Origin of the sequence: Nocardia sp. NPDC056564 (genome assembly GCF_042793755.1) — a bacterium.
Classification (GTDB): domain Bacteria; phylum Actinomycetota; class Actinomycetes; order Mycobacteriales; family Mycobacteriaceae; genus Nocardia.
The window spans coordinates 1-19,428 of record NZ_JBHTUR010000008.1; the positions used below are offsets into that span (position 1 = coordinate 1).

The following is a 19,428-nucleotide window of genomic DNA, read 5'->3' on the forward strand; positions in this document are numbered from 1 at the left end:
GGCAATGCTCTGTCTCGCTTCGCTCGAAACCGGGGGTTGGGGTGGGGCCGTTCGCGTAGGAGGGCAGGTTGCAGGCATGAGGGGCGTAATTGATTTGCGATAAGTCCGCTGTTGCGCAGGGGAGGCACGCCCATCGGTGAGCCGTGCGGGGATACAGTTTCTGCAGATCGGCACAGGCGTTTTCGGTACGACAGCAAACACTGCGTAAAGCAGTTCGAGTCTGATCAGACGGAGGATCGTGCGATGACCACCCCCCAGGAGAAAGCGGCTGCGGCGCGTAAGGCCGCAGAGGAGGCGGCGAAGGTCGCTGCGGAGGCGGCGGCTGCCGCGGAAGCCGCCGAGCGTGAGCTTGCCGAGCAGGAGGCGGGCGACAGCGGGAAGGCGAAGCAGAAGGCCGAGAGCGCCGCCGCCAAGGCCGACGAGACCGCCGCTGCCGCCGCCGAAGCCGCGAGCAAGGCGGAGCAGAAGACGGCCGACGCCGGCGAGGGCGCGCAGGCGGGCGCCGGGTCGGCGGCGGCGCAGGAGATCGCCGCCGGGTACGCGTTCGACGGGGTGGCGCTGGAGCTGGGCACCGTCGTGGTCGACGGCGAGGTGGATCCCGCTGCGCGCGTGCGCATTCCGATGCGCACGATGAACCGGCACGGCCTGGTGGCCGGCGCGACCGGCACGGGTAAGACGAAGACGTTGCAGGGCATCGCCGAACAGCTTTCCGCCGCAGGCGTTCCCGTGGTGCTCGCCGACATCAAGGGCGACCTGTCCGGCCTGTCGCAGCCGGGCGCGGCCAACGACAAGCTGAGCGCGCGCGCCGCGGAGACCGGCGCCGAGGACTGGAAGCCGACCGGCTTCCCGACCGAGTTCGTCTCGCTCGGCACCAACGGCATCGGCGTCCCGATCCGCGCGACCATCACCTCGTTCGGCCCGGTGCTGCTCAGTAAGGTGCTCGGGCTCAACGAGACTCAGGAATCCACCCTCGGCCTGATCTTCCACTGGTCGGACAAGAACGGCCTCGCGCTGCTCGACCTCAAGGACCTGCGCGCGGTGATCACGCACCTCACCAGCCCCGAGGGCAAGGAGGACCTGAAGGGCATCGGCGGCGTCTCGGCGGCCACCGCGGGCGTCATCCTGCGGTCGCTGGTGAATCTGGAGGCCGACGGCGGCGACACGTTCTTCGGTGAGCCGGAACTGGATCCGAGCGATCTGGTGCGGGTCGCGGGCGGGCAGGGCGTGATCACGCTGTTCGAGCTGGGCGCGCAGGCGGCGCGGCCGGTGATGTTCTCCACCTTCCTGATGTGGGTGCTCGCGGATCTGTTCCAGACGCTGCCCGAGGTGGGCGACGTGGACAAGCCCAAGCTGGTCTTCATCTTCGACGAGGCGCACCTGCTGTTCGCGGACGCGTCGAAGGCGTTCCTGGACCAGGTGGAGCAGACGGTCAAGCTGATCCGCTCCAAGGGCGTCGGCGTGTTCTTCTGCACCCAGCTGCCCACCGATATCCCGAATCAGGTGCTGTCCCAACTGGGTGCGCGCATCCAGCACGCGCTGCGCGCCTTCACCCCGGACGATCAGAAGGCGCTGTCCAAGACGGTGCGCACCTACCCGAAGACCAGCACCTACGACCTGGAGAAGGCGCTGACCTCGCTCGGCACGGGTGAGGCGGTGGTGACGGTGCTGTCGGAGAAGGGCGCGCCGACTCCGGTGGCGTGGACCAGGATTCAGCCGCCGCGGTCGCTGATGGACACGATCGGCGACGACGCGATCAAGTCGCGCGCGCTGTCGAGTTCACTGCACAGCAAGTACGGCCAGACCGTCGACCGCGAATCGGCTTACGAGATCCTGGCCGCGAAAGTCGCTGCCGCGGAACAGGCTCCGCAGTCGGCTCCGGCACCCGGCCGCGCGCCGAAGGAAGAGGACACCACCGCCGAGCGCATCATGAAGAACCCCGCGGTCAAAAGCTTCCTGCGCTCCGCCGCCACCGCCGCGGGCCGCGAGATCAGCCGCAGCATCTTCGGCACGCGCAAGCGCTGACCGCCGCACACCTCTCGATTCCCCGCACAGGCAATGGCCTGCGATTCCCTGTGCGGGGAGTCAGAAGGTGTGCGGCGGGGGTCAGCTCGCGTCGCGGTCGAGCAGGGTGGGCTCGCGGCGGACGAGTTGCGCGTAGTGGCCCTCGCGGACCGCGATGACCCGGGTGCGCGGGGATCCGTGCTGGTAGGCGCCGGTGCACGGCACGGCGAGCAGTTCGCCGGGGCGCAGGTCGGCGGGCAGCCGCGCGTCGGTGGCGAGGATGACGTCGCCGGCCCGTCCCGCGACGGTGGCACTCACCAGCGAACCGGTCGCTCGCCGGTTCGCCACCATCGCGCCCGCGAAACTCCCTGTCCTGGTACGGGTCTCGCTGTCGATGACCACGGACACCTGCCCGCCGTCGCTGTGCTTGACCGACAACACCCGATACAGCGTCACCCCGGCTCGCGCCACGATCCCGCGCCCGGGCTCCAGCGCGATGTTCGGCCGGGGGAAATGCTGCCGGGCGCACGCCGCGTCCAGCGCGTCCTCGATGATCGCGGACAGCTCGGCGAGGTTCATCTCGGCGTCCCCGTTGCGGTAGGCGATGGCATGCCCGCCGCCGAGATCCAGATCGGTGAGCATCCGACCGTGGTCGTGCCGGACCTGTGCCAACTCGGCGATCATCCGCCGGATCGCCTCACCGTAGTGATCGGGGTTGTAGATCTGCGACCCGAGGTGGCAGTGCAACCCGGTCAGCTCGAGCATCGGCGTGTCCAGCACCCGCGCCACGGCCGCGAGGGTGGGCTCGCCGAGCGGGAACCCGATCGGCTCGGCCGTCGAGTCGCAGTCGATACCGGGGCACACCCGCAGCAGCACCCGCTGCGGACGAGTGGCAACGGACGCGAGCAGCCCGATCTCATCGAGCGAGCCGACTACGATCCGGCCGACCCGCCTGGCCACCGCCGTCGCCATGGTCTCGCGCGATACGCCATTGGCGTGCAGGATGATTCGCCGCGGTTCGACCCCGGCGTCGAGCGCGGCGGTCAGCTCGCCGAACGAGCACACCGCGACCGAGAGCCCCTCTCGGGTAACCCAGTCCGCCACCGCGCCGACCAGCAACGCCGTTGCCGTGTAAGCGATCTCGGCTTCGGGGAAGGTCTTGCGATAAGCGCGGCAGCGCTGCCTGACCTCGCGTTCGTCGAGCACCCGCGCGGCGGTGCCGTAGGTCTCGGCGATATCGGTGAGCGCGACGCCACCGACGACGATCCGGCCCTCGGCGTCGTACCGGGCCGCGGAGGGCCATACCGCGGAATCCAGCTGCGCGGCCGTTCCCGGCCGGGTCGGCGAGAAGAAGTCCACAAGCGTCACGGGTGCTCTCCTGATCCGCTCCCCGCTTTCTCCATCTGCGGGGCCTACCAAGGACTACGCCGGCCGGGCGGGCGCCGATAGGCCGCTTAGCGCAACGTTGACCGCCGCCGAGCTGATCTTGACGGATCACTGACACGCCGGGGCCGCGCGGCCCCGGCGTTCCGCTCACCAGCCGATGTCGCGGCACATCAGATCCGCCACCGTCTCCCGGCGCACCAGCTCCCGGCACTGCCCGTGCCGCACCGCCACGATCGGCGGCCGGCCCACGCTGTTGTACGACGAGGCCAGGCTGTGGTGGTACGCGCCGGTGCACGGCACCGCGAGCACCTCGCCGGGGCGCAAGTCCACCGGCAGTTGCACGTCGGTGGCCAGGATGTCGCCGGCCTCGCAGAACCGTCCGGCTACGGTGGCGGTCATGCTGGCGCAGGTCGGGTGCCGGTTCGCCACGACAACGCTGTAGCGCGCGCCGTACAGCGCGACCCGCGGGTTGTCGCTCATCCCGCCGTCCACGGTGACATACGTGTGGCCGCCCTCGATGTGCTTGACCGACAGCACCCGGTACAGCGTCACCCCCGCGTGCGCGACGATCGCCCGGCCCGGCTCCAGCGCGATCTGCGGGCGCGGGAAGTGCTGGCGCGCGCACGCCGCGTCGAGGGCGTCCTCGATGATGGCGGCCAGGTCGCCGAGGTTCATCTCGCCGTCGCCGGTGCGGTAGGCGACCGCGTGCCCGCCGCCGAGGTCCAGCTCGGTGAGCACGTGCCCGTGGTCCTGCCGGACCCGCGCCATCTCCGCGACCACCCGGCGCACGGCCTCGCCGTAGTAGTCCGGGTCGCTGATCTGCGAGCCGAGGTGGCAGTGGAAGCCGACCAGGTTCAGCTTCGGCTGGCGCAGAATCCGCGCGACCGCCTCCGCGGCGGTGTCGCCGCCGAGCGGGAAGCCGAACTTCTGATCGGTGACGCCGGTGCGCACCGCGGGGTGTCCGTGCACGTCGATGCCGGGAGACAGGCGCAGCAGCACCTTTTGCGTGCCGGTGACCAAGGCCGAGAGCAGCGTGATCTCGGCCAGCGAGTCGACCACGATCCGGCCGACCCCGGCCTTGATCGCGGCGGTCAGCTCATCGAACGATTTGCCGTTGCCGTGCATGATGATTCGGTGCGGCGCCACGCCGGCGGCCAGCGCGATGGCCAGTTCGCCGGAGGAGCACACGTCCACCGAAAGCCCCTCCTGGGAAACCCAGTTGGCGACCGCGCGGATCATCAAAGCCTTGCCCGCGTAGATGATCTCGGCCTCGGGGAAGGCCTTGCGATAGGCCCGGCAGCGCTCCCTGACCTCGCGCTCGTCCAGGACGTAGGTCGGAGTGCCGTACTGATCCGCGATATCGGCCAGGGCAACCCCGTCGATCGTGATCCGGCCCGCGTCGTCGTAATGCGTGTCCCGCGGCCACACGGCCGGGTCCAGGCGCGCGGGCATCCCCGACTTCAGCGACGGGAAGATTTCCAGCAGCGTCACGGTGTCTCCTGTGTGCGCCCCCGCTATTCCGTAGGCGGGGCCGCTGTCAGGACTACGCCGCTTTCCTCTTGGGCAAACGTCCAGCTTACGACTGCTTGACGACCGGGAGCCCGATCTTGACGGATCCCTGACCCGGCGGTGACGGGCGTCTCTAGCTGCCGAGCTTCTTGTAGAACCTGCCCGCGATCGGCGCGGTGACGGCGCGCGGGCCGTACTGGCCTGCCACGCTCATTCCCTTGCTGATCAGGCCGGGAACCACGCGCATCTTGTTGCGGGCCAGCGCGTCGATGGACACCTTCGCGGTGTACTCCGAGGACACCCACATGAAGTCGGGCACCAGCCGGTCGACGATCGAGGCGTCGGCCGGATCGGGCACGTCGGTGCGCACCGGGCCCGGCGCGAGCAGCGTGACGTTGACGCCCGACCCCTTCAGCTCGCCGCGCAGCGACTCGGAGAAGGTATTGGCGAACGCCTTGCTGGCCGCGTACGTCGCGTTGTTCGGGATCGGCATGTTCCCCGCGGCCGACCCGCTGATCAGGATGCCGCCTGCGTGCCTGGCGATCATCCCCGGCAGCACGGCGAGCGTGAGATCGTGCACCGCAACGGCATTGAGCTCCATCTGCGCGCGCTCGTAGTCGAAATCCAGCTCGGCGACCGCCCCGAACGTCGCGATCCCGGCGTTGTTGCACAGAATCGAGATATCGCGCGCCGACAGCTCCTCGACCAGCGCCGCCCGCTGCGTCCGATCGGACAGATCCACCGCCCGCACCTCCGCGGTGATCCCGTGTGCCAGCGTCAGCCGCTGCGCCAATTCGGTGAGCACCTCACCGCGTCGCGCGACCAGGATCAGCGAATAGCCGCGCGCGGCCAGTTCGGCGGCCAGCGCGGTGCCGATGCCGGAGGAGGCGCCGGTGACGACCGCGCGGTTCTCGGAAGTGGGGGAGGGCAGGCTCACGCCAGGGAGCCTAGCGGGTCAGTCGAGGCGGTCGATGGCGGCGATCTCGGTGGGGTCGGGGGAGCGGACGGGGAGCAGCGCGAGCAGGCCGATGGCCAAGACCAGGATGATGCCGACGATGCCCGCGCGGTCGTTGTCGAAGAACCAGACGAACAGGCCGAAGAAGGTGGGGGCGAGGAAGGAGACGGCGCGGCCGGTGGTGGTGTAGAGGCCGAAGAGCTGGCCTTCGCGTCCGGGCGGGGCGAGACGGGCGAGGAACGAGCGGGCGGCGGATTGGGCGGGGCCGACGAAGACGGTCAGCAGCAGGCCGAAGATCCAGAACATCAGCGGGCCGGAGACCGCCAGCAGGGCGAAGCCGCAGATGATCATCGCGACCAGCGAGACCACGATGACGATCTTCGGGCCGCCCCGGTCGTCGAACCGGCCGGCGACGATCGCGCCCAGTGCCGCAACCACATTGGCGGCGATGCCGAACAGCAGGACGTCGGAGTCGGCGATGTCGTACACCCGGACCGCAAGCACCGCACCGAAAGTGAACACCCCGGCGAGTCCGTCCCGGAAGACCGCGCTGGCGATCAGGAACGCGGCGGTGCGCCGGTCGGCCACCCACAGCGCGCGCAGATCGCGGAACAGCACCCGGTAGGAGGCGAAGAATCCCGCGCTCGCCGCGCCGGGATCGGCGTCGGTGCGGGGCAATTCGGGCACCGCGAACAGCACCGGCAGCGCGAACGCGGCGAACCAGACCGCCGCCACGATGGCGACGAGGCGGATGTTGAGCCCGTCGTCGGTCGGTATGCCGAGCAGCCCGCGGCTGTCGCCGCTGCCGGAGATGAAGCCGAAGTAGCAGATCAGCAGCAGCAGGATGCCGCCGAAATAGCCCATCGCCCAACCGAATCCGGACACCCGCCCGACGGTCGCCGGCGTCGACACCTGACGCAGCATCGCGTTGTAGGGCACGCTGGCCAGTTCGAAGAAGGCGGAGCCGAATCCGAGCAGCAGCAGGCCGAGCCACAGATAGTGGTAGTCGTCGTGCACGAAGAACATCAGCGTCATCGACGCGATGCAGAGCCCGGTCAGAACCGCAAGGGAGCGTTTACGTTTCGCGGACGCGTCGAACCGCTGTCCGCTCACCGGCGCGGTCACCGCGACCGCCAGTCCGGCGAGCCCGAGCGCCCAGCCGAGCCAGGCGCTCGGCGAAACGCCCCCCGGTAGGTCGTCGCCGACCTTGTCGGTCAGGTACACCGAGAACACGAAGGTCAGGATCACCGCGTTGAACGCCGACGAGCCCCAGTCCCAGAACCCCCATGCCGCCACTTGCCCGCGCCCGGCGGCCTGGCCGACCGTCGCCCGCGCGTCTACCTCGCCCATGTCGCGCAGCCTAGTGTGATTTCCCGCCTGGAACGGCTCCAACGCCGACACCGAAACCAGGGTATGCACTCAGTTGCATAGTACTGGGTGTCACGGCTACTCTTGCCGCATGGCCCTCGAGCACGCGTTGCTGGTTTCGCTGACCGAGCGGGCCGGCTCGGGGTATGAGCTGGCCCGCCGCTTCGACAAGTCCATCGGGTACTTCTGGAGCGCGACCCACCAGCAGATCTATCGCGTGCTGAAGCGGATGGAGGAGTCCGGCTGGCTGATCAGCGAGTCGGTCACGCAGGCGGGCAGGCCGGACAAGAAGGTGTACGCGGTCAGCGCGGCGGGCCGCGCCGAGCTGGCCCGCTGGATCGCCGAACCGTCCGACACCGGCACCCCGCGCAACGAGCTCGCGGTCAAGATCCGCGCCGCCGCGTACGGCGACATCACCGCGCTGCGCACCGAGGTCGCGCGGCATCGCGACGAACACGCCCAGCGGCTCGAGGTCTATCGCCTCATCGAGAAGCGCGACTTTCCGGCGCCGGACCAGCTTTCCGGTACGGCCCTGCACCAGTACCTCGTCCTGCGCGCGGGCGTCCGCGTGGAGGCGGGGTTCGTCGAATGGTGCGACGAAGTTCTGCACGCCCTGCATCCGCCCGCGACAGCCCCGCGCGCGGATTGACCAACGGAGAAAGGTGAGACTCGCCCATGAGTGAGCGCAGCGAGCGAATCATGTGCCAGCGTGCGGAACGCATGCCGGAGCCGAGCGTCAGCGAGGCGCAGGCATGAGTTCCTTCCCTCATTTATTCGAGCCTCTTGATCTCGGCTTCACCACCCTGCGCAATCGTGTGGTGATGGGGTCGATGCATACCGGCCTGGAAGACCGCGCCTGGGACACCAACAAGCTGGCCGCCTACTTCGCCGAACGGGCCCGCGGCGGTGTCGGTCTCATCATCACCGGCGGTTACGCGCCCAATCGCACCGGCTGGCTGCTGCCCTTCGGCGCCAAGCTGACCAACAAGTCCGAGGCCTACCGGCACCGGGCGATCACCAAGGCGGTGCACAAGGAGGGCGGCAAGATCGCCATCCAGATCCTGCACGCCGGCCGCTACTCCTACATGCCCGGCAGCGTGTCCGCGTCCTCGATCAAGGCGCCGATCAACCCGTTCCGGCCGCGCAAGCTCTCGGCCAAGGGCGTCGAGCAGACCATCGACGACTACGCGCGCTGCGCGAAGCTCGCCCAGTTCGCCGGCTACGACGGGTGCGAGATCATGGGCGGGGAGGGCTATTTCATCAACCAGTTCCTCGCGCCGCGCACCAACAAGCGCACCGACAAGTGGGGCGGCTCGCCGGAGAACCGCCGCCGCCTCGCGGTGGAGATCGTGCGCCGCACCCGCGCCGCGGTCGGCCCGGACTTCATCATCGTGTTCCGGCTGTCCATGGCCGAGCTGGTGGAGAAGGGGCAGACGTTCGACGAGATCGTCGCGCTGGCCCAGGAACTCGAGGCCGCGGGCGCGAACATCCTGAACACCGATATCGGCTGGCACGAGGCGCGCGTCCCGACCATCGTGACCTCGGTGCCGCGCGCGGCGTTCGTCGAGTTCACCGCGAAGATCACCCAGCGGGTGGGCATCCCGGTGTGCGCGTCCAACCGGATCAACATGCCGGAGATCGCCGAAGAAATCCTGACTCGCGGTGACGCGCAACTGGTTTCGCTGGCCCGCCCGTTCCTCACCGACCCCGAGTGGGTCAACAAGGCCAAGCAGGACCGGGTCGACGAGATCAACACCTGCATCGCCTGCAACCAGGCCTGCCTGGACCACGCCTTCGTGCACAAGACCGTGTCCTGCCTGCTGAACCCGCGTGCCGGACACGAGACCGAGCTGAAGCTGCTGCCCACCCGGCGGACCAAGCGCGTCGCGGTCGTCGGTGCCGGGCCCGCCGGTTTGTCGGCCGCGGTGAACCTGGCCGAGCGCGGGCATCGGGTCGATCTGTTCGAGGCCGACGACAAGATCGGCGGCCAGTTCGACATCGCCCGCCGCATCCCGGGCAAGGAAGAGTTCAACGAGTCGATCCGCTACTACCGGCGCAAGCTCGAAATCACCGGCGTCACGGTGCATTTGAACAAGCGGGTGAGCGCGGCCGAGCTCATCGCCGGCCGCTACGACGAGGTGGTGCTGGCCACCGGCGTCAAGCCGCGCATCCCGAACATCCCCGGCATCGACCACCCGATGGTGCTGTCCTACGCCGAGCTGGTCCGCGAGGAGCGCCCGGTGGGCAAGCGCGTCGCGGTCATCGGCGCGGGCGGCATCGGCTACGACGTGAGCGAATTCCTCACCGTCGAAGGGCATCCCACGCTGAAGCTCGACGAGTGGAAGGAAGAGTGGGGCGTCGACGCCGACGACGAACAGGTGCGCGGCCAGCTGACCAAGCCGAAGCCGTCCCCGGCCGCCCGCGAAGTGGTGCTGCTGCAACGCAAGTCGACCCCGTTCGGCAAGGACCTGGGCAAGACCACCGGTTGGGTGCACCGCGCGGCGCTGAAGGCCAAGGGGGTCGATCACATCGGCGGGGTCAACTATGAGCGCATCGACGACCATGGCCTGCACATCAGCTTCGGCGAGAAACGCCAACGCCCGCAATTGATCCCGGTCGACAACGTGATCATCTGCGCGGGCCAGGAATCGGTCCGCGACCTGGAGGACGAACTGCGCGCCGCGGGCGTCAACCTGTACCTCATCGGCGGCGCCGAACTCGCCGCCGAACTGGACGCCAAGCGCGCCATCGATCAGGGCACCCGCCTGGCCGCGCGCCTCTGAAAATAGGCTCGGTGTCGTTGCGGGGCAACGACACCGAGCAATCCGCACAGGTGGTTACATCTGGCTGTAGTCCTGGCTGATCCAGCGGTCGGGACGCACGGTGAACAGCACCGACGCGGTGCCGTCCATGCGATCGGCGAAGGCGCGACCCTCCTCGGGTCCGAGGTAGCGCACCGCGATCGCCTCGCGCGCGTCCCGCGGCGAGGGAGTGGCGGCGTCGATGACCGTGCCCTCGACGATGACGTACTGGTACGGCAACTCTTCGCGCTGGACGGTGATGGTCACCGCACCGGCCTCCTGCACGAGCCTGGCCTTGCGCCGCCCGGCACCGGTATTGATCCTGATGTCGCCGCCCGGCGAGTAGTCGTACCAGATCGGGACGGCCGCGGGCGGCCGCCCATCGGTCGCTGCGACCGACAGCACCGCGACGTGCTTGCCGGCGAGAAATTCCTGACGTTCGATCTCCGTGAACGGTCTCGGCATGCGGAAACCAACACCTTCCGACGGGAGTGTTATTCCCCCGTGCGAATCGACGCGTTTTCCACAGGCCGCCAGCGGGTTCCGCTGAGAGCGTGGTGAAACCCGGGTGAGACCCCGGCCTTCGACACTCGGTGCGTATTCATCCATCGGTTCGAACTGGGAGTACCCACATGAGGTCCTTGATCACCACCCTCACCGCCGCATCCGCGCTGATCGTCTCGGCCGTCGCCACCACCGTGGTCGGCGCGGCACCCGCGCAGGCCGAGTTCGCCTACTGGCTCATGTACAACCGCGGCAACGGTCAGTGCATGACCATCGAGAACGACCCGCACAACGCGATCGGCGGCACCGCCCGGTTCGCGCCGTGCAACGCGAACGATCGACGCCAGTGGTGGCTGCGTGCGACCACTGGGCCGGACACCATCGCGTTCAGCACCCACGACCTGACCCGGGGCAAGCATCAGTGCATCGAAAACGCCGCGGGCGGCTGGGGTTTGGCCTTCCTCGGGGACTGCGACTCCGGCAACTACAAGCAGAACTTCACCCTCGAGTACGTCTTCTTCCCGGACGGGAAGGCCAGCACGGTCTATAAGGCGGCGCTGGACACCCGCCGGCTCAGCGTCCCGTCGGCCGCGGGGACGTCCTACGTCACCATCCGCGATGGCTTCGCCAATGAAGACCCGCGGATGCAATGGGACCAGCTCCCCACGCCGTGACCTCAGGCCGAGCACATCCCGCTTGGGATGTGCTCGGCTGTGTCCATTAAGTAACTGATGGTTATCCATCTGTGTGAGCTGGCGTGGAAGTCGGCGCTGGTGTCCAGTCTTGGCATGCTCTCGCTCGATAAGTCCGTCAATACCCCTGAATAGACGGACTTTTAGTGTGTGCGCAGGTCGAAGCAATGTGTTGAGAGAGTATCGGCCTCAATTTCTCAAAGCCGGTACGGCGTATGCACCGCCGAGTTAAGTTAATGACTATTCCTCCACTGAAAGGCGCGATCCGGCGCTACTCGCCGACCTAGCGCCGATCCGGTGGTGTCTGGCTCAGCGAGGAGTAGCGACATGGACGGATTCAGCAGACGCAACGCGTTGAAGGCCGGCGGAGCATTGGGCGCGTTCGGTGCGCTGGCGATGGCCGCGCCGGTTCGGGCGGAGCCGTGGAGCTGGTCACCGGAGGGCTCGGTGGCCGGCGACGGGTCCGGGGCCGACCCGCTGACCGTGTGGGACGCGGAGGCGGATCCGCTGGTCGCCGGCCTGATCGACCGCGGCGAAGTGCCCAGGGTGAACGACCTGCTCCGCACGTGGACCAGAAACGGCCAGCCCCTCCCGGCCGGATTGCCCACGGAGCTGCGGGATTTCATGGAATACGCCCGTCAGCTCCCGCAGTGGACCGACCAGGGCAAGCTCCGCACCGCCGTCGAGTTCAACAAGAAGCGCGGCCTGTACCTCGGCGTCCTGTACGGCTTGGCCAGCGGCATGATGAGCACCGTCATTCCGAAGGAGGCGCGCGCCGTCTACTACTCCAAGGGCGGCCAGGACCTCAAGGACCGCATCTCCAAGACCGCGAAGCTCGGCTACGACATCGGCACCGCGAACGCCTATGCGCCGGACGGCGAAATGGTGGTGACCTGTGTGAAGACCCGGCTGGTACACGCTGCCGTGCGCCACCTGCTGCCGCAGTCCCCGCACTGGGTGAACTCCGCCGCCGAGGACATCCCGATTAGCCAGAACGACATCATGGTCACCTGGCACAGCCTGCCCACGACGGTGATGAAGCAGCTGACCGCCTGGCAGGTGCCGATCCCGGTCGCCGAATCCGAGGCCTTCCTGCACTCCTGGCAGGTGTGCGCGCACATGCTCGGCGTCCGCGACGAATACATCCCTAACTCGTGGTCCGAGGCCAACGCCCAGGCCGCTCAGGTCCTCGACCCGATCCTGGCACCGACCCCCGAGGGGGTGGCCCTGGCCGACCGGTTGCTGCGGCTCGGCGTGAACCTCGATCTCGCGGTGCTGAGCAAGCCGGTCCTCGGCGCGTTCACCCGCTTCCTGCTCGGCGACAAGATCGCCGACGGTCTGGCGATCCCGCGCGAACCGGTCTGGGATCCGCTGCTCCGGGTGAGCTGGGGACCGTTCATCGCGGTCCGAGAGGGCCTGCTCCCGGTCGTCCCGCTGGCGCCGGACGCGTACTGGCTCTTCGACGAGTTCCTCCGCCAGGCCGCGCTGATCTACCTGGCCGAACTGCGGCTGCCGATCAGCATCGAGATCCCGCAGATGAATCGGGACATGAGCCAACCACCGCGCTGATCGAAAAAGATCGGAGTCGGACCAAACCGGTGATCGTAGCAACGCGAATTTCTCTCCGATGCCAAGTCAGGGCGTCGGCCGCTGGTGCGGCGTGTCCTGGCTGCCATCGGGGATAGTGGCCGACTGCGAGGAGAGGTTCTGGTGACTTTGAGACAACGGCGATCGACACGCACAATAACGCTGAGCTGGGTTCTGGCCGGGGTAGTCGCCGCGGCAGGCCTGATTGCGACGGCGGGCACCGCGGCCGCGGCGCCCGCCGTCGTTTCGGTACAGGATGTGAACGACCGCCAGCAGGTGGTCACGGTCTTCTCACCCGCGATGAACCGGCCGATCCCGTTACAGATCATTCGCCCCGCCGACCGGGGGACGCCCCGGCCGACGCTGTATCTGCTCAACGGCTCCGGCGGTGGCCCGAACGAGAGCGGCTGGGATGTGCAGACCGACGCCGTGAGCTTCTTGAGCGGCAAAGATGTCAACGTCGTCACCCCGTTCGGGGGCGCCAACTCCTACTACACCGACTGGATCCGGGCCGACGCCGTCCTGGGCTTCAACAAGTGGCAGACCTTTCTCAACGACGAGTTGCCACCGGTGATCGAGGAGTTCCTGGGCGCCAACGGAACTCGCGCGCTGGCGGGTGTTTCCATGAGCGGCACCTCGGTGCTGAACCTGGCCATCGCCAAGCCCGGTTTCTGGCGCAGCGTCGCGTCCTACAGCGGTTGCGCGCAGACCTCCGACCCCATCGGACACGAATTCGTCCGGCTCACCGTGGAGAACTGGGGCGGCGGGCAAAGCGTGGAGAACATGTGGGGCCCGGCCAGCAATCCGCTGTGGCGGGAGAACGATCCGCTGGTCAACGCGGAGCGGTTGCGTGGGACCGCGATCTATCTGAGTTCGGGCAGCGGCATCGCGGGCATCCCGCACGACACCCCCTTCGACCGGCGAGTGCTGGAGGGCCGGATTCCGCTGCCGGTGCAGATCGCCTTCGGCGGGCCGATCGAGGCGGCCATCCACTACTGCACGGTGAACCTGACGAATCGGTTGCGCGAGTTGAACATTCCGGTCACCTTCGACGATCGTCCGGTCGGCACCCACTCGTGGGGCTACTGGGAGGACGACCTGCGCACCTCCTGGCCGTTCCTCGCTCAGTCGGTCGGCATCAGCTGAGACCGCTCAACCACGCAGCTGTGCGTTGAGCCGGGCGGCCTGCCGGGTGAGGTGATCGCGTTCGGGCAGGCTGGTCGCCGCCCGCGCGGCCTCGGCGTAGCGCTGGGCGGCTAGCGCCGGGTCGCCCGCGCGCTCGTGCAGGTAGGCCTCGACGGCGGCATAGCGGGGCAGCGCGGGGTCGAGCCCGGCCAGGGCGGCCAGGCCGGCTCGCGCGCCGTCCGCCTCGCCGACCGCTACGGCCCGATTGAGCTGGGCCACCGGGCTTTCGGTGATCCGCACGAGTTCGTCGTACCACTCGACGATCTGCACCCAGTCGGTCTCCTCGGCCCGCTGCGCGTCGGCGTGCAGCGCGGCGATGGCGGCCTGCGCCTGGAATTCGCCGAGCCGGTCGCGGGCGAGCGCGGCCTGGAGTATGGCGACGCCCTCGGCGATCAGGCGGGTGTCCCACAGCGTGCGGTCTTGCTCGGCCAGCGGAACCAGGCTGCCGTCCGCGCGGGTCCGGGCCGGGCGCCGGGCGTGGTGCAGCAGCATCAGCGCGAGCAGGCCGGCCACCTCCTCGTGCTCGGTCATGGCCGCGACCTGACGGGTGAGCCGGATCGCCTCGGCGGAGAGATCGACGTCGCCGGAGTAGCCCTCGTTGAACACCAGGTAGAGCACGCGCAGCACGGTGGCGACATCACCGGCCTTGTCGAACCGGACGCTGGACACGGTCTTCTTGGCCCGGCTGATCCGCTGCGCCATGGTCGCCTCGGGCACCAGGTAGGCCTGCGCGATCTGTTTAGTGGTGAGCCCGCCGACCGCACGCAGGGTCAGCGCGACCGCCGACGCGGGGGTCAGGGACGGATGCGCGCACAGGAAATAGAGCTGCAACGTGTCGTCGGCGTGCTCGGTCGGCCCGGGCGGTGGCTCGGCCTCGATCCGCTGCTCCCGATCCCGGCGCGCCGCCTCGGACCGGTGCGCGTCGAGGAACTTGCGCCAGGCGACCGTGACCAACCAGCCCTTCGGGTCGGCCGGCTGCTGGTCCGGCCAGCTCAGCGTGGCCTGGATCAGCGCCTCCTGCACGGCGTCCTCGGCGGTCGCGAAGTCGACTCCGCGATGCACGAGGACGCCGATCACCGCGGGGGTGAGCTCCCGCAGCAGCAGTTCGCCGATCACTCGGTGACCGTCGGCGCCGCACCGTAGGCCGGGCGCAGCTCGAGCCACTCGTGGATCGGCTTCCCGCCCGCGCCCGGCGCCGCGGACAACTCCGCCGCCAGCTCCAGCGCCCGTTCGTAGGAGTCGACGTCGATCACCATCCAGCCGGCGATCAGATCCTTGGTTTCGGCGAACGGGCCGTCGGTGACCGGCGGGCGCCCCTCGCCGTCGTAGCGGACGAACGTGCCCTCGGCGGAGAGCGCCTGTTCGCCGACGAACTCGCCGGTCTGCTCGAGCCGGGCGGCGAAATCGCGCATGTACTGGATGTGCGCCGTCACCTCTTCCGGCGTCCACTGATCCATCGGCACGTCGTTGACCGAGGCGGGCGCGCCGCGGTAGTGCTTGAGCATCAGGTACTTGGCCATCATGTTCTCCTCGGTGGGGTGTTCGGCCTATTCTGGCCGGGTCTACTGCGGGAACGAAGGTTCAGGCGTGCTGTCGCGCTTCGCGCCGCTGGATCAGCTCCTCGACCGCGCTCGGCAGCGTCGACTCGAAGTCGATCAGCTTGGCCCACGTCGGGGTCACGACGATCCGGACCATTCCGTCGTAGAGCGAGCGCACCTCCGCCTCCCAGTGCACGCGCTGCTCGGCCGTCATCTCGTAGGTGGTGTTCATTTCGAGGTACTCGTCCGGGATGCCGTCGACGACGTCCAGCTCGGCCCGGCCGCGGATGAGCAGGATCTTGGGCGGGTGCACCTCGGTGTCGATGGTCAGCGCGACCATCGGGTGCACCCGCAGCGCGTGCAGTTTCGGGGCGTTCGTGGACGTGCACATGACGATCTGCGACCCGTTCCAGCTGAACCCGATCGGGACGTTGCGGGGCGTGCCATCCTTGGCGACGTAGGCCAGCCGGGTCAGGTCGCGGGCCAGCATCTCCTGGCTGAGCGGCCGGTCCAGCACCTCGGCGATCTCGTTGCGGTCCATGGCGATTCTCCTTCGTCCGCGCGGCCCTCGTGGCCGCTGATACACCTGGGACGGAGCCGGAGACGCTTTCTCGACACGCGAGGCGAAACTTTTCGGATGACCGGGTGACCTCGTCCGAATCCCGCCAGCGTCGCGGTCGAATCTTTGTAGCGTCGAGCGGGTGACTCAGGACAACAAGACCATCGTGCAGAACGCGTGGAAAGCCTTCGCCGGACACGACTTCGACGAAATCGCGGCGTGTTTCACCGAAGACGCCGAGTGGCTCGCGCCGCCGCAGAACGCCACCGCCGCCTTCTTCGACGGCCCCAGCCACATGGTCGGCCGAGCGGTCATCGCGGACTTCCTCGCGTACGGCTTCCAGAAGCTGTTCGCCGAGAACGTCGCGCTGACGTTCCGCGGCTTCTACGCCGAAGGCGACCGGGTCATCGTCGAGGAGACGATGAGCGCCACCCTGGTCAACGGCAACCACTACGAGAACGACTACTGCTTCGTCTTCGAACTCCGGGACGGCCTGATCCACCGCGTCCGCGAATACATGGACACCGCCCGCGGCCACCGAATGATCTTCGGTTAGTCGCCGACGAGGCAGCGCCGATCGCCCCGCCTGCGATCGGCGGTTGCCTCGAATGCGGTTGTCTAGCATCGGGCCTATGGCACTTTCGTATGTGGTGACCGGCGGCGGGCGGGGGATCGGACGCGGAATTGTCGAACGGCTGCTCGGGGTGGACAGCGTCGTGGTGGCGGTCGAGCTCGATCCGGCGGCGTTGACCTGGGCGGGGGAGCGGGTGATTCCGCTGACCGGCGACGCGTCCTCGACCGACATCGCCGAGGCGGCAGCGGATCTCGCACAGCAGGCGGGAACGCTGACCGGCTGGGTGAACAACGCGGCCGTATTCCGTGACGCCTCAGTGCATTCCGACTCCGCCGAACGCGTCGTCGAGTTGATCACCGCTAACCTCGCGCCCGCCGTCGTCGGCTGCACTACCGCTGTCCGCCGATTCCTGCGCGCCGGCACCCCGGGTGCGATCGTGAATATCACCTCACACCAAGCACAACGAGCGGTATCCGGCGCGCTGCCTTACAGCACCGCTAAGTCCGCCATCGAAGGACTCACCCGCGCGCTCGCGGTCGAATACGGCCCCAAGGGAATTCGAGTCAATGCGGTAGCCCCCGGCTCTGTCGCCACCGAGCGCTATACCGAATTCCGCGCCGGTTTGGACCCTTCCGCGGCCGCACGGGTCGAGCGGCAGATGGCGGATCTGCATCCCATCGGCCGCGTAGCCACCACCGGCGAAGTGGCCGCGGCCGTTGCCTATCTGCTTTCCGCGGACTCGAGTTTCGTCAACGGCGCGGTGTTGCCGGTGGACGGTGGCCGTTCGGTGCTTGCGCTCGATCCCGAGGGCCGCTGAGGATCAGCGTTCCTTCGGCGGCCACCAGGCGCCCATGCCGAGTGCGATCAGGCGCATTTGCTGGACGGTGCGGTCGATGATGTGGTCTTGTTCGCGGGGGAGTGCGGAGATGTAGGCGACGATGCCGTCGGTGACGGTCGAGACCAGGAGGTCGGCGGCGATCTCCAGGTCCGCGGGGGACCAGGAGTCGAGCGCGGAGATGCGGGACAGGTCGGCGACGAGTTCGCGGACGATCAACTGCAATTCCAGCGCGATGGACTTGCGCAGCGCGGCCGAACCGCCGTGGCGTTCGCGGGTGAGGAAGCCGAAGAGTTCGCGTTTCGGCTCGACCTGAGCGAACACGAAGCGCACGGTGTCGGACAGGCTCGCGTCGGGCTTGCGGCGCACCTCGCGCAGCGCCAGCCGCAGCGCGGTGATGCCGTCGTCGACCAGTTGCGCGCCGAGGTCGTCCAGCGACGCGAAGTGCCGGTAGAACGCGGTCGGCACGATGCCCGCGCTGCGCGCGATCTCACGCAGGCTCAGCGCGGCGAACCCACGGTCGGCGGCCAGCGCCAGGGTGCCGTCCAGTAGGGCCTGTCGCGTGCGCTCCTTGCGCTCGCCTCGAGTTGCTGCCTGCTCGCTCATCACGGTGAGCATACATCCGTTCACCATTCCATTAATCCCAAGATGTAGTTCGTGTCACATGTTTTGCCGGTTGACACCGGACCCCGGTCATCCGTCACACTAGTTGAGTGTACATACGTACACTGAAATTGGAACGCAACGTCGCGGCCCTGACAAGTCGACCAGCCCTCGACCAGAGGCACCCGACACGAGGCACGGAGAACGAATGGTGGATCTCATCAACCTGGTGCAGACCCTGACCTCGCCGCACCCGCTGGACCGGTACCTGGAACTGGTGCGTCCCACGCTCACCGCGCGAGAGATGCGCGCGGAGGTCATCCACGTGGATCGCTCGGTCCCCGGTTCGGTGACGCTCACCCTGCGCCCGACCCGGCAATGGAAAGGCCACGCCGCCGGGCAGTACGTCCAGATCGGCGTCGTGATCAACGGCGTCCGGCACGCCCGCTGCTATTCGCCGGTCAACCCGTCGTCCCGGCGGAGCAGGCACATCCAGCTCACCGTCAAGGCGCATCCCGACGGTCTGGTCTCGCAGCACCTCGCGCGCCACGCCGCGCCGGGCCTGGTGGTCGATCTGGAACCGGCCGCGGGCGGGTTCACGCTGCCCGACCCGCGCCCGAACCGGGTGCTGCTGATCAGCGGCGGCAGCGGCATCACGCCGGTGCTGTCGATGCTGCGCACGCTGGCCGACGAGGGCTACCCGGGTGAGGTCGTCTTCCTGCACTACGCGAAGTCGCCCGAGGTGGTTCCGCACCGAGCGGAACTCGACGCGATCGCCGAGCGGCACAAGAACTTCCGCATCGAACTGCGGCATCCGTGGCGGCCGGACACCGCCCGGATCGACGCGACCGCCCCGTGGGTGGACGTGACGCCCGCGCAGTCCAGCGGCTATTTCGACTACGACGAGCTGGAGCGGGTGGCGCCGTGGTTCGCCGACGCGCACACCTACGTCTGCGGCCCGCAGCCGCTGATGGACGCGGTGCGCAAGGTCTTCGAGGCCGAGCAGCTGGAGGATCGGCTGCACACCGAGGAATTCACCCTCTCGCTCACGCCGGTCGACGCCGACGACGTCTTCGGCACGGTGAACTTCTCGGCCAGCGGCATCGCCGCGGACAACAACGGCGCGCCCCTGTTGGAGCAGGCCGAGGCTGCGGGGCTGAGCCCGGAGTTCGGCTGCCGGATGGGAATCTGCTTCTCCTGCACCGCGGTTCGCCGCACCGGTTGCACCCGCAACCTGCGCACCGGCGAGACCGACAGCGATCCGGACCAGCCCATCCAGCTCTGCATCAACGCCCCCGTGGGCGACGTCGACATCGACATCTGACGAACAA

At 68.4% G+C, this 19,428-nt stretch carries 18 protein-coding genes; 9 read left to right on the top strand and 9 right to left on the bottom strand.

What is annotated here, in order from left to right:
• The first annotated feature begins 243 nt into the window (after window positions 1–243).
• On the top strand, window positions 244–2,022 hold the full coding sequence (locus ACFQ9K_RS20815; protein ID WP_378983447.1) for a helicase HerA-like domain-containing protein: 1,779 nt from the start codon (window positions 244–246) through the stop codon (window positions 2,020–2,022).
• Window positions 2,023–2,103: 81 nt separating this feature from the next.
• Here ACFQ9K_RS20815 and ACFQ9K_RS20820 read toward each other — a convergent pair whose 3' ends face one another.
• The 4 genes from ACFQ9K_RS20820 to ACFQ9K_RS20835 all read right to left on the bottom strand — a co-directional run bounded on the left by ACFQ9K_RS20820 (window position 2,104) and on the right by ACFQ9K_RS20835 (window position 7,201).
• Window positions 2,104–3,369: a diaminopimelate decarboxylase family protein gene (locus tag ACFQ9K_RS20820; RefSeq protein ID WP_378725968.1), complete on the bottom strand. Its 1,266-nt coding sequence runs from the start codon at window positions 3,367–3,369 to the stop codon at window positions 2,104–2,106.
• A 165-nt stretch (window positions 3,370–3,534) separates the two neighbouring features.
• Window positions 3,535–4,878: a diaminopimelate decarboxylase gene (gene lysA, locus ACFQ9K_RS20825; protein WP_378725970.1), complete on the bottom strand. Its 1,344-nt coding sequence runs from the start codon at window positions 4,876–4,878 to the stop codon at window positions 3,535–3,537.
• Window positions 4,879–5,029: 151 nt separating this feature from the next.
• The gene (gene cmrA, locus ACFQ9K_RS20830) at window positions 5,030–5,833 is read right to left on the bottom strand and encodes a mycolate reductase (protein WP_378725972.1); all 804 of its coding nucleotides are present in this window, start codon (window positions 5,831–5,833) and stop codon (window positions 5,030–5,032) included.
• Between the two features lie 18 nt (window positions 5,834–5,851).
• Complete coding sequence (locus tag ACFQ9K_RS20835; RefSeq protein ID WP_378725974.1) at window positions 5,852–7,201, bottom strand: MFS transporter; 1,350 nt, start codon at window positions 7,199–7,201, stop codon at window positions 5,852–5,854.
• A gap of 109 nt (window positions 7,202–7,310) precedes the next feature.
• On the opposite strand from ACFQ9K_RS20835, the gene ACFQ9K_RS20840 reads away from it, so the two are divergent.
• Together ACFQ9K_RS20840 and ACFQ9K_RS20845 are read left to right on the top strand one after the other, a co-directional pair.
• Window positions 7,311–7,868 carry a PadR family transcriptional regulator gene (locus ACFQ9K_RS20840; RefSeq protein ID WP_378725976.1) on the top strand — a complete coding sequence of 186 codons (558 nt, stop codon included), beginning with the start codon at window positions 7,311–7,313 and terminating at the stop codon, window positions 7,866–7,868.
• A 103-nt stretch (window positions 7,869–7,971) separates the two neighbouring features.
• Window positions 7,972–10,002, top strand: a complete 2,031-nt coding sequence (locus ACFQ9K_RS20845) for an FAD-dependent oxidoreductase (protein ID WP_378983450.1) — start codon at window positions 7,972–7,974, stop codon at window positions 10,000–10,002.
• A 54-nt stretch (window positions 10,003–10,056) separates the two neighbouring features.
• Here ACFQ9K_RS20845 and ACFQ9K_RS20850 read toward each other — a convergent pair whose 3' ends face one another.
• Window positions 10,057–10,485 (bottom strand): pyridoxamine 5'-phosphate oxidase family protein, encoded by a 429-nt coding sequence (locus ACFQ9K_RS20850; protein WP_378983453.1) that lies wholly within the window; start codon window positions 10,483–10,485, stop codon window positions 10,057–10,059.
• A gap of 167 nt (window positions 10,486–10,652) precedes the next feature.
• Here ACFQ9K_RS20850 and ACFQ9K_RS20855 point away from each other — a divergent pair, with 167 nt between their 5' ends.
• From ACFQ9K_RS20855 to ACFQ9K_RS20865, 3 genes are all read left to right on the top strand, one after another.
• Window positions 10,653–11,198, top strand: a complete 546-nt coding sequence (locus tag ACFQ9K_RS20855; RefSeq protein WP_378727151.1) for a hypothetical protein — start codon at window positions 10,653–10,655, stop codon at window positions 11,196–11,198.
• A gap of 345 nt (window positions 11,199–11,543) precedes the next feature.
• Window positions 11,544–12,785 (top strand): oxygenase MpaB family protein, encoded by a 1,242-nt coding sequence (locus ACFQ9K_RS20860; RefSeq protein WP_378727149.1) that lies wholly within the window; start codon window positions 11,544–11,546, stop codon window positions 12,783–12,785.
• Between the two features lie 147 nt (window positions 12,786–12,932).
• Entirely contained in the window at window positions 12,933–13,949 is a 1,017-nt protein-coding gene (locus ACFQ9K_RS20865) for an alpha/beta hydrolase (RefSeq protein ID WP_378983515.1), read from the top strand.
• Between the two features lie 6 nt (window positions 13,950–13,955).
• Here the strand turns inward: ACFQ9K_RS20865 and ACFQ9K_RS20870 are convergent, their stop codons facing one another.
• The 3 genes from ACFQ9K_RS20870 to ACFQ9K_RS20880 all read right to left on the bottom strand — a co-directional run bounded on the left by ACFQ9K_RS20870 (window position 13,956) and on the right by ACFQ9K_RS20880 (window position 16,067).
• Entirely contained in the window at window positions 13,956–15,101 is a 1,146-nt protein-coding gene (locus ACFQ9K_RS20870) for an RNA polymerase sigma factor (RefSeq protein WP_378714609.1), read from the bottom strand.
• A complete protein-coding gene (locus ACFQ9K_RS20875; RefSeq protein WP_378714608.1) occupies window positions 15,101–15,508 on the bottom strand; it encodes a YciI family protein in 408 nt (135 codons plus the stop codon). The genes ACFQ9K_RS20870 and ACFQ9K_RS20875 overlap by 1 nt, the downstream gene beginning before the upstream one ends.
• 61 nt (window positions 15,509–15,569) lie before the next feature.
• Window positions 15,570–16,067 (bottom strand): pyridoxamine 5'-phosphate oxidase family protein, encoded by a 498-nt coding sequence (locus tag ACFQ9K_RS20880; RefSeq protein WP_378714601.1) that lies wholly within the window; start codon window positions 16,065–16,067, stop codon window positions 15,570–15,572.
• Between the two features lie 160 nt (window positions 16,068–16,227).
• Here ACFQ9K_RS20880 and ACFQ9K_RS20885 point away from each other — a divergent pair, with 160 nt between their 5' ends.
• Both ACFQ9K_RS20885 and ACFQ9K_RS20890 read left to right on the top strand, forming a co-directional pair.
• Window positions 16,228–16,641: a nuclear transport factor 2 family protein gene (locus tag ACFQ9K_RS20885; RefSeq protein WP_378714599.1), complete on the top strand. Its 414-nt coding sequence runs from the start codon at window positions 16,228–16,230 to the stop codon at window positions 16,639–16,641.
• Window positions 16,642–16,717: 76 nt separating this feature from the next.
• A complete protein-coding gene (locus ACFQ9K_RS20890; protein WP_378714598.1) occupies window positions 16,718–17,476 on the top strand; it encodes an SDR family NAD(P)-dependent oxidoreductase in 759 nt (252 codons plus the stop codon).
• 3 nt (window positions 17,477–17,479) lie between these two features.
• Here the strand turns inward: ACFQ9K_RS20890 and ACFQ9K_RS20895 are convergent, their stop codons facing one another.
• Window positions 17,480–18,100, bottom strand: coding sequence for a TetR family transcriptional regulator (locus ACFQ9K_RS20895; protein WP_378714596.1), 621 nt, complete (start codon window positions 18,098–18,100; stop codon window positions 17,480–17,482).
• A gap of 205 nt (window positions 18,101–18,305) precedes the next feature.
• On the opposite strand from ACFQ9K_RS20895, the gene ACFQ9K_RS20900 reads away from it, so the two are divergent.
• Entirely contained in the window at window positions 18,306–19,421 is a 1,116-nt protein-coding gene (locus ACFQ9K_RS20900) for a ferredoxin reductase (RefSeq protein ID WP_378714594.1), read from the top strand.
• Window positions 19,422–19,428: the final 7 nt, after the last annotated feature.

Coding starts and splice junctions, on each gene's coding strand:
- ACFQ9K_RS20815 (WP_378983447.1), top strand. CDS start 244: ATGACCACCCCCCAGGAGAAAGCGGCTGCGGCGCGTAAGGCCGCAGAG.
- ACFQ9K_RS20835 (WP_378725974.1), bottom strand. CDS start 7,201: ATGGGCGAGGTAGACGCGCGGGCGACGGTCGGCCAGGCCGCCGGGCGC.
- ACFQ9K_RS20840 (WP_378725976.1), top strand. CDS start 7,311: ATGGCCCTCGAGCACGCGTTGCTGGTTTCGCTGACCGAGCGGGCCGGC.
- ACFQ9K_RS20845 (WP_378983450.1), top strand. CDS start 7,972: ATGAGTTCCTTCCCTCATTTATTCGAGCCTCTTGATCTCGGCTTCACC.
- ACFQ9K_RS20850 (WP_378983453.1), bottom strand. CDS start 10,485: ATGCCGAGACCGTTCACGGAGATCGAACGTCAGGAATTTCTCGCCGGC.
- ACFQ9K_RS20855 (WP_378727151.1), top strand. CDS start 10,653: ATGAGGTCCTTGATCACCACCCTCACCGCCGCATCCGCGCTGATCGTC.
- ACFQ9K_RS20860 (WP_378727149.1), top strand. CDS start 11,544: ATGGACGGATTCAGCAGACGCAACGCGTTGAAGGCCGGCGGAGCATTG.
- ACFQ9K_RS20875 (WP_378714608.1), bottom strand. CDS start 15,508: ATGGCCAAGTACCTGATGCTCAAGCACTACCGCGGCGCGCCCGCCTCG.
- ACFQ9K_RS20880 (WP_378714601.1), bottom strand. CDS start 16,067: ATGGACCGCAACGAGATCGCCGAGGTGCTGGACCGGCCGCTCAGCCAG.
- ACFQ9K_RS20890 (WP_378714598.1), top strand. CDS start 16,718: ATGGCACTTTCGTATGTGGTGACCGGCGGCGGGCGGGGGATCGGACGC.
- ACFQ9K_RS20895 (WP_378714596.1), bottom strand. CDS start 18,100: ATGAGCGAGCAGGCAGCAACTCGAGGCGAGCGCAAGGAGCGCACGCGA.
- ACFQ9K_RS20900 (WP_378714594.1), top strand. CDS start 18,306: ATGGTGGATCTCATCAACCTGGTGCAGACCCTGACCTCGCCGCACCCG.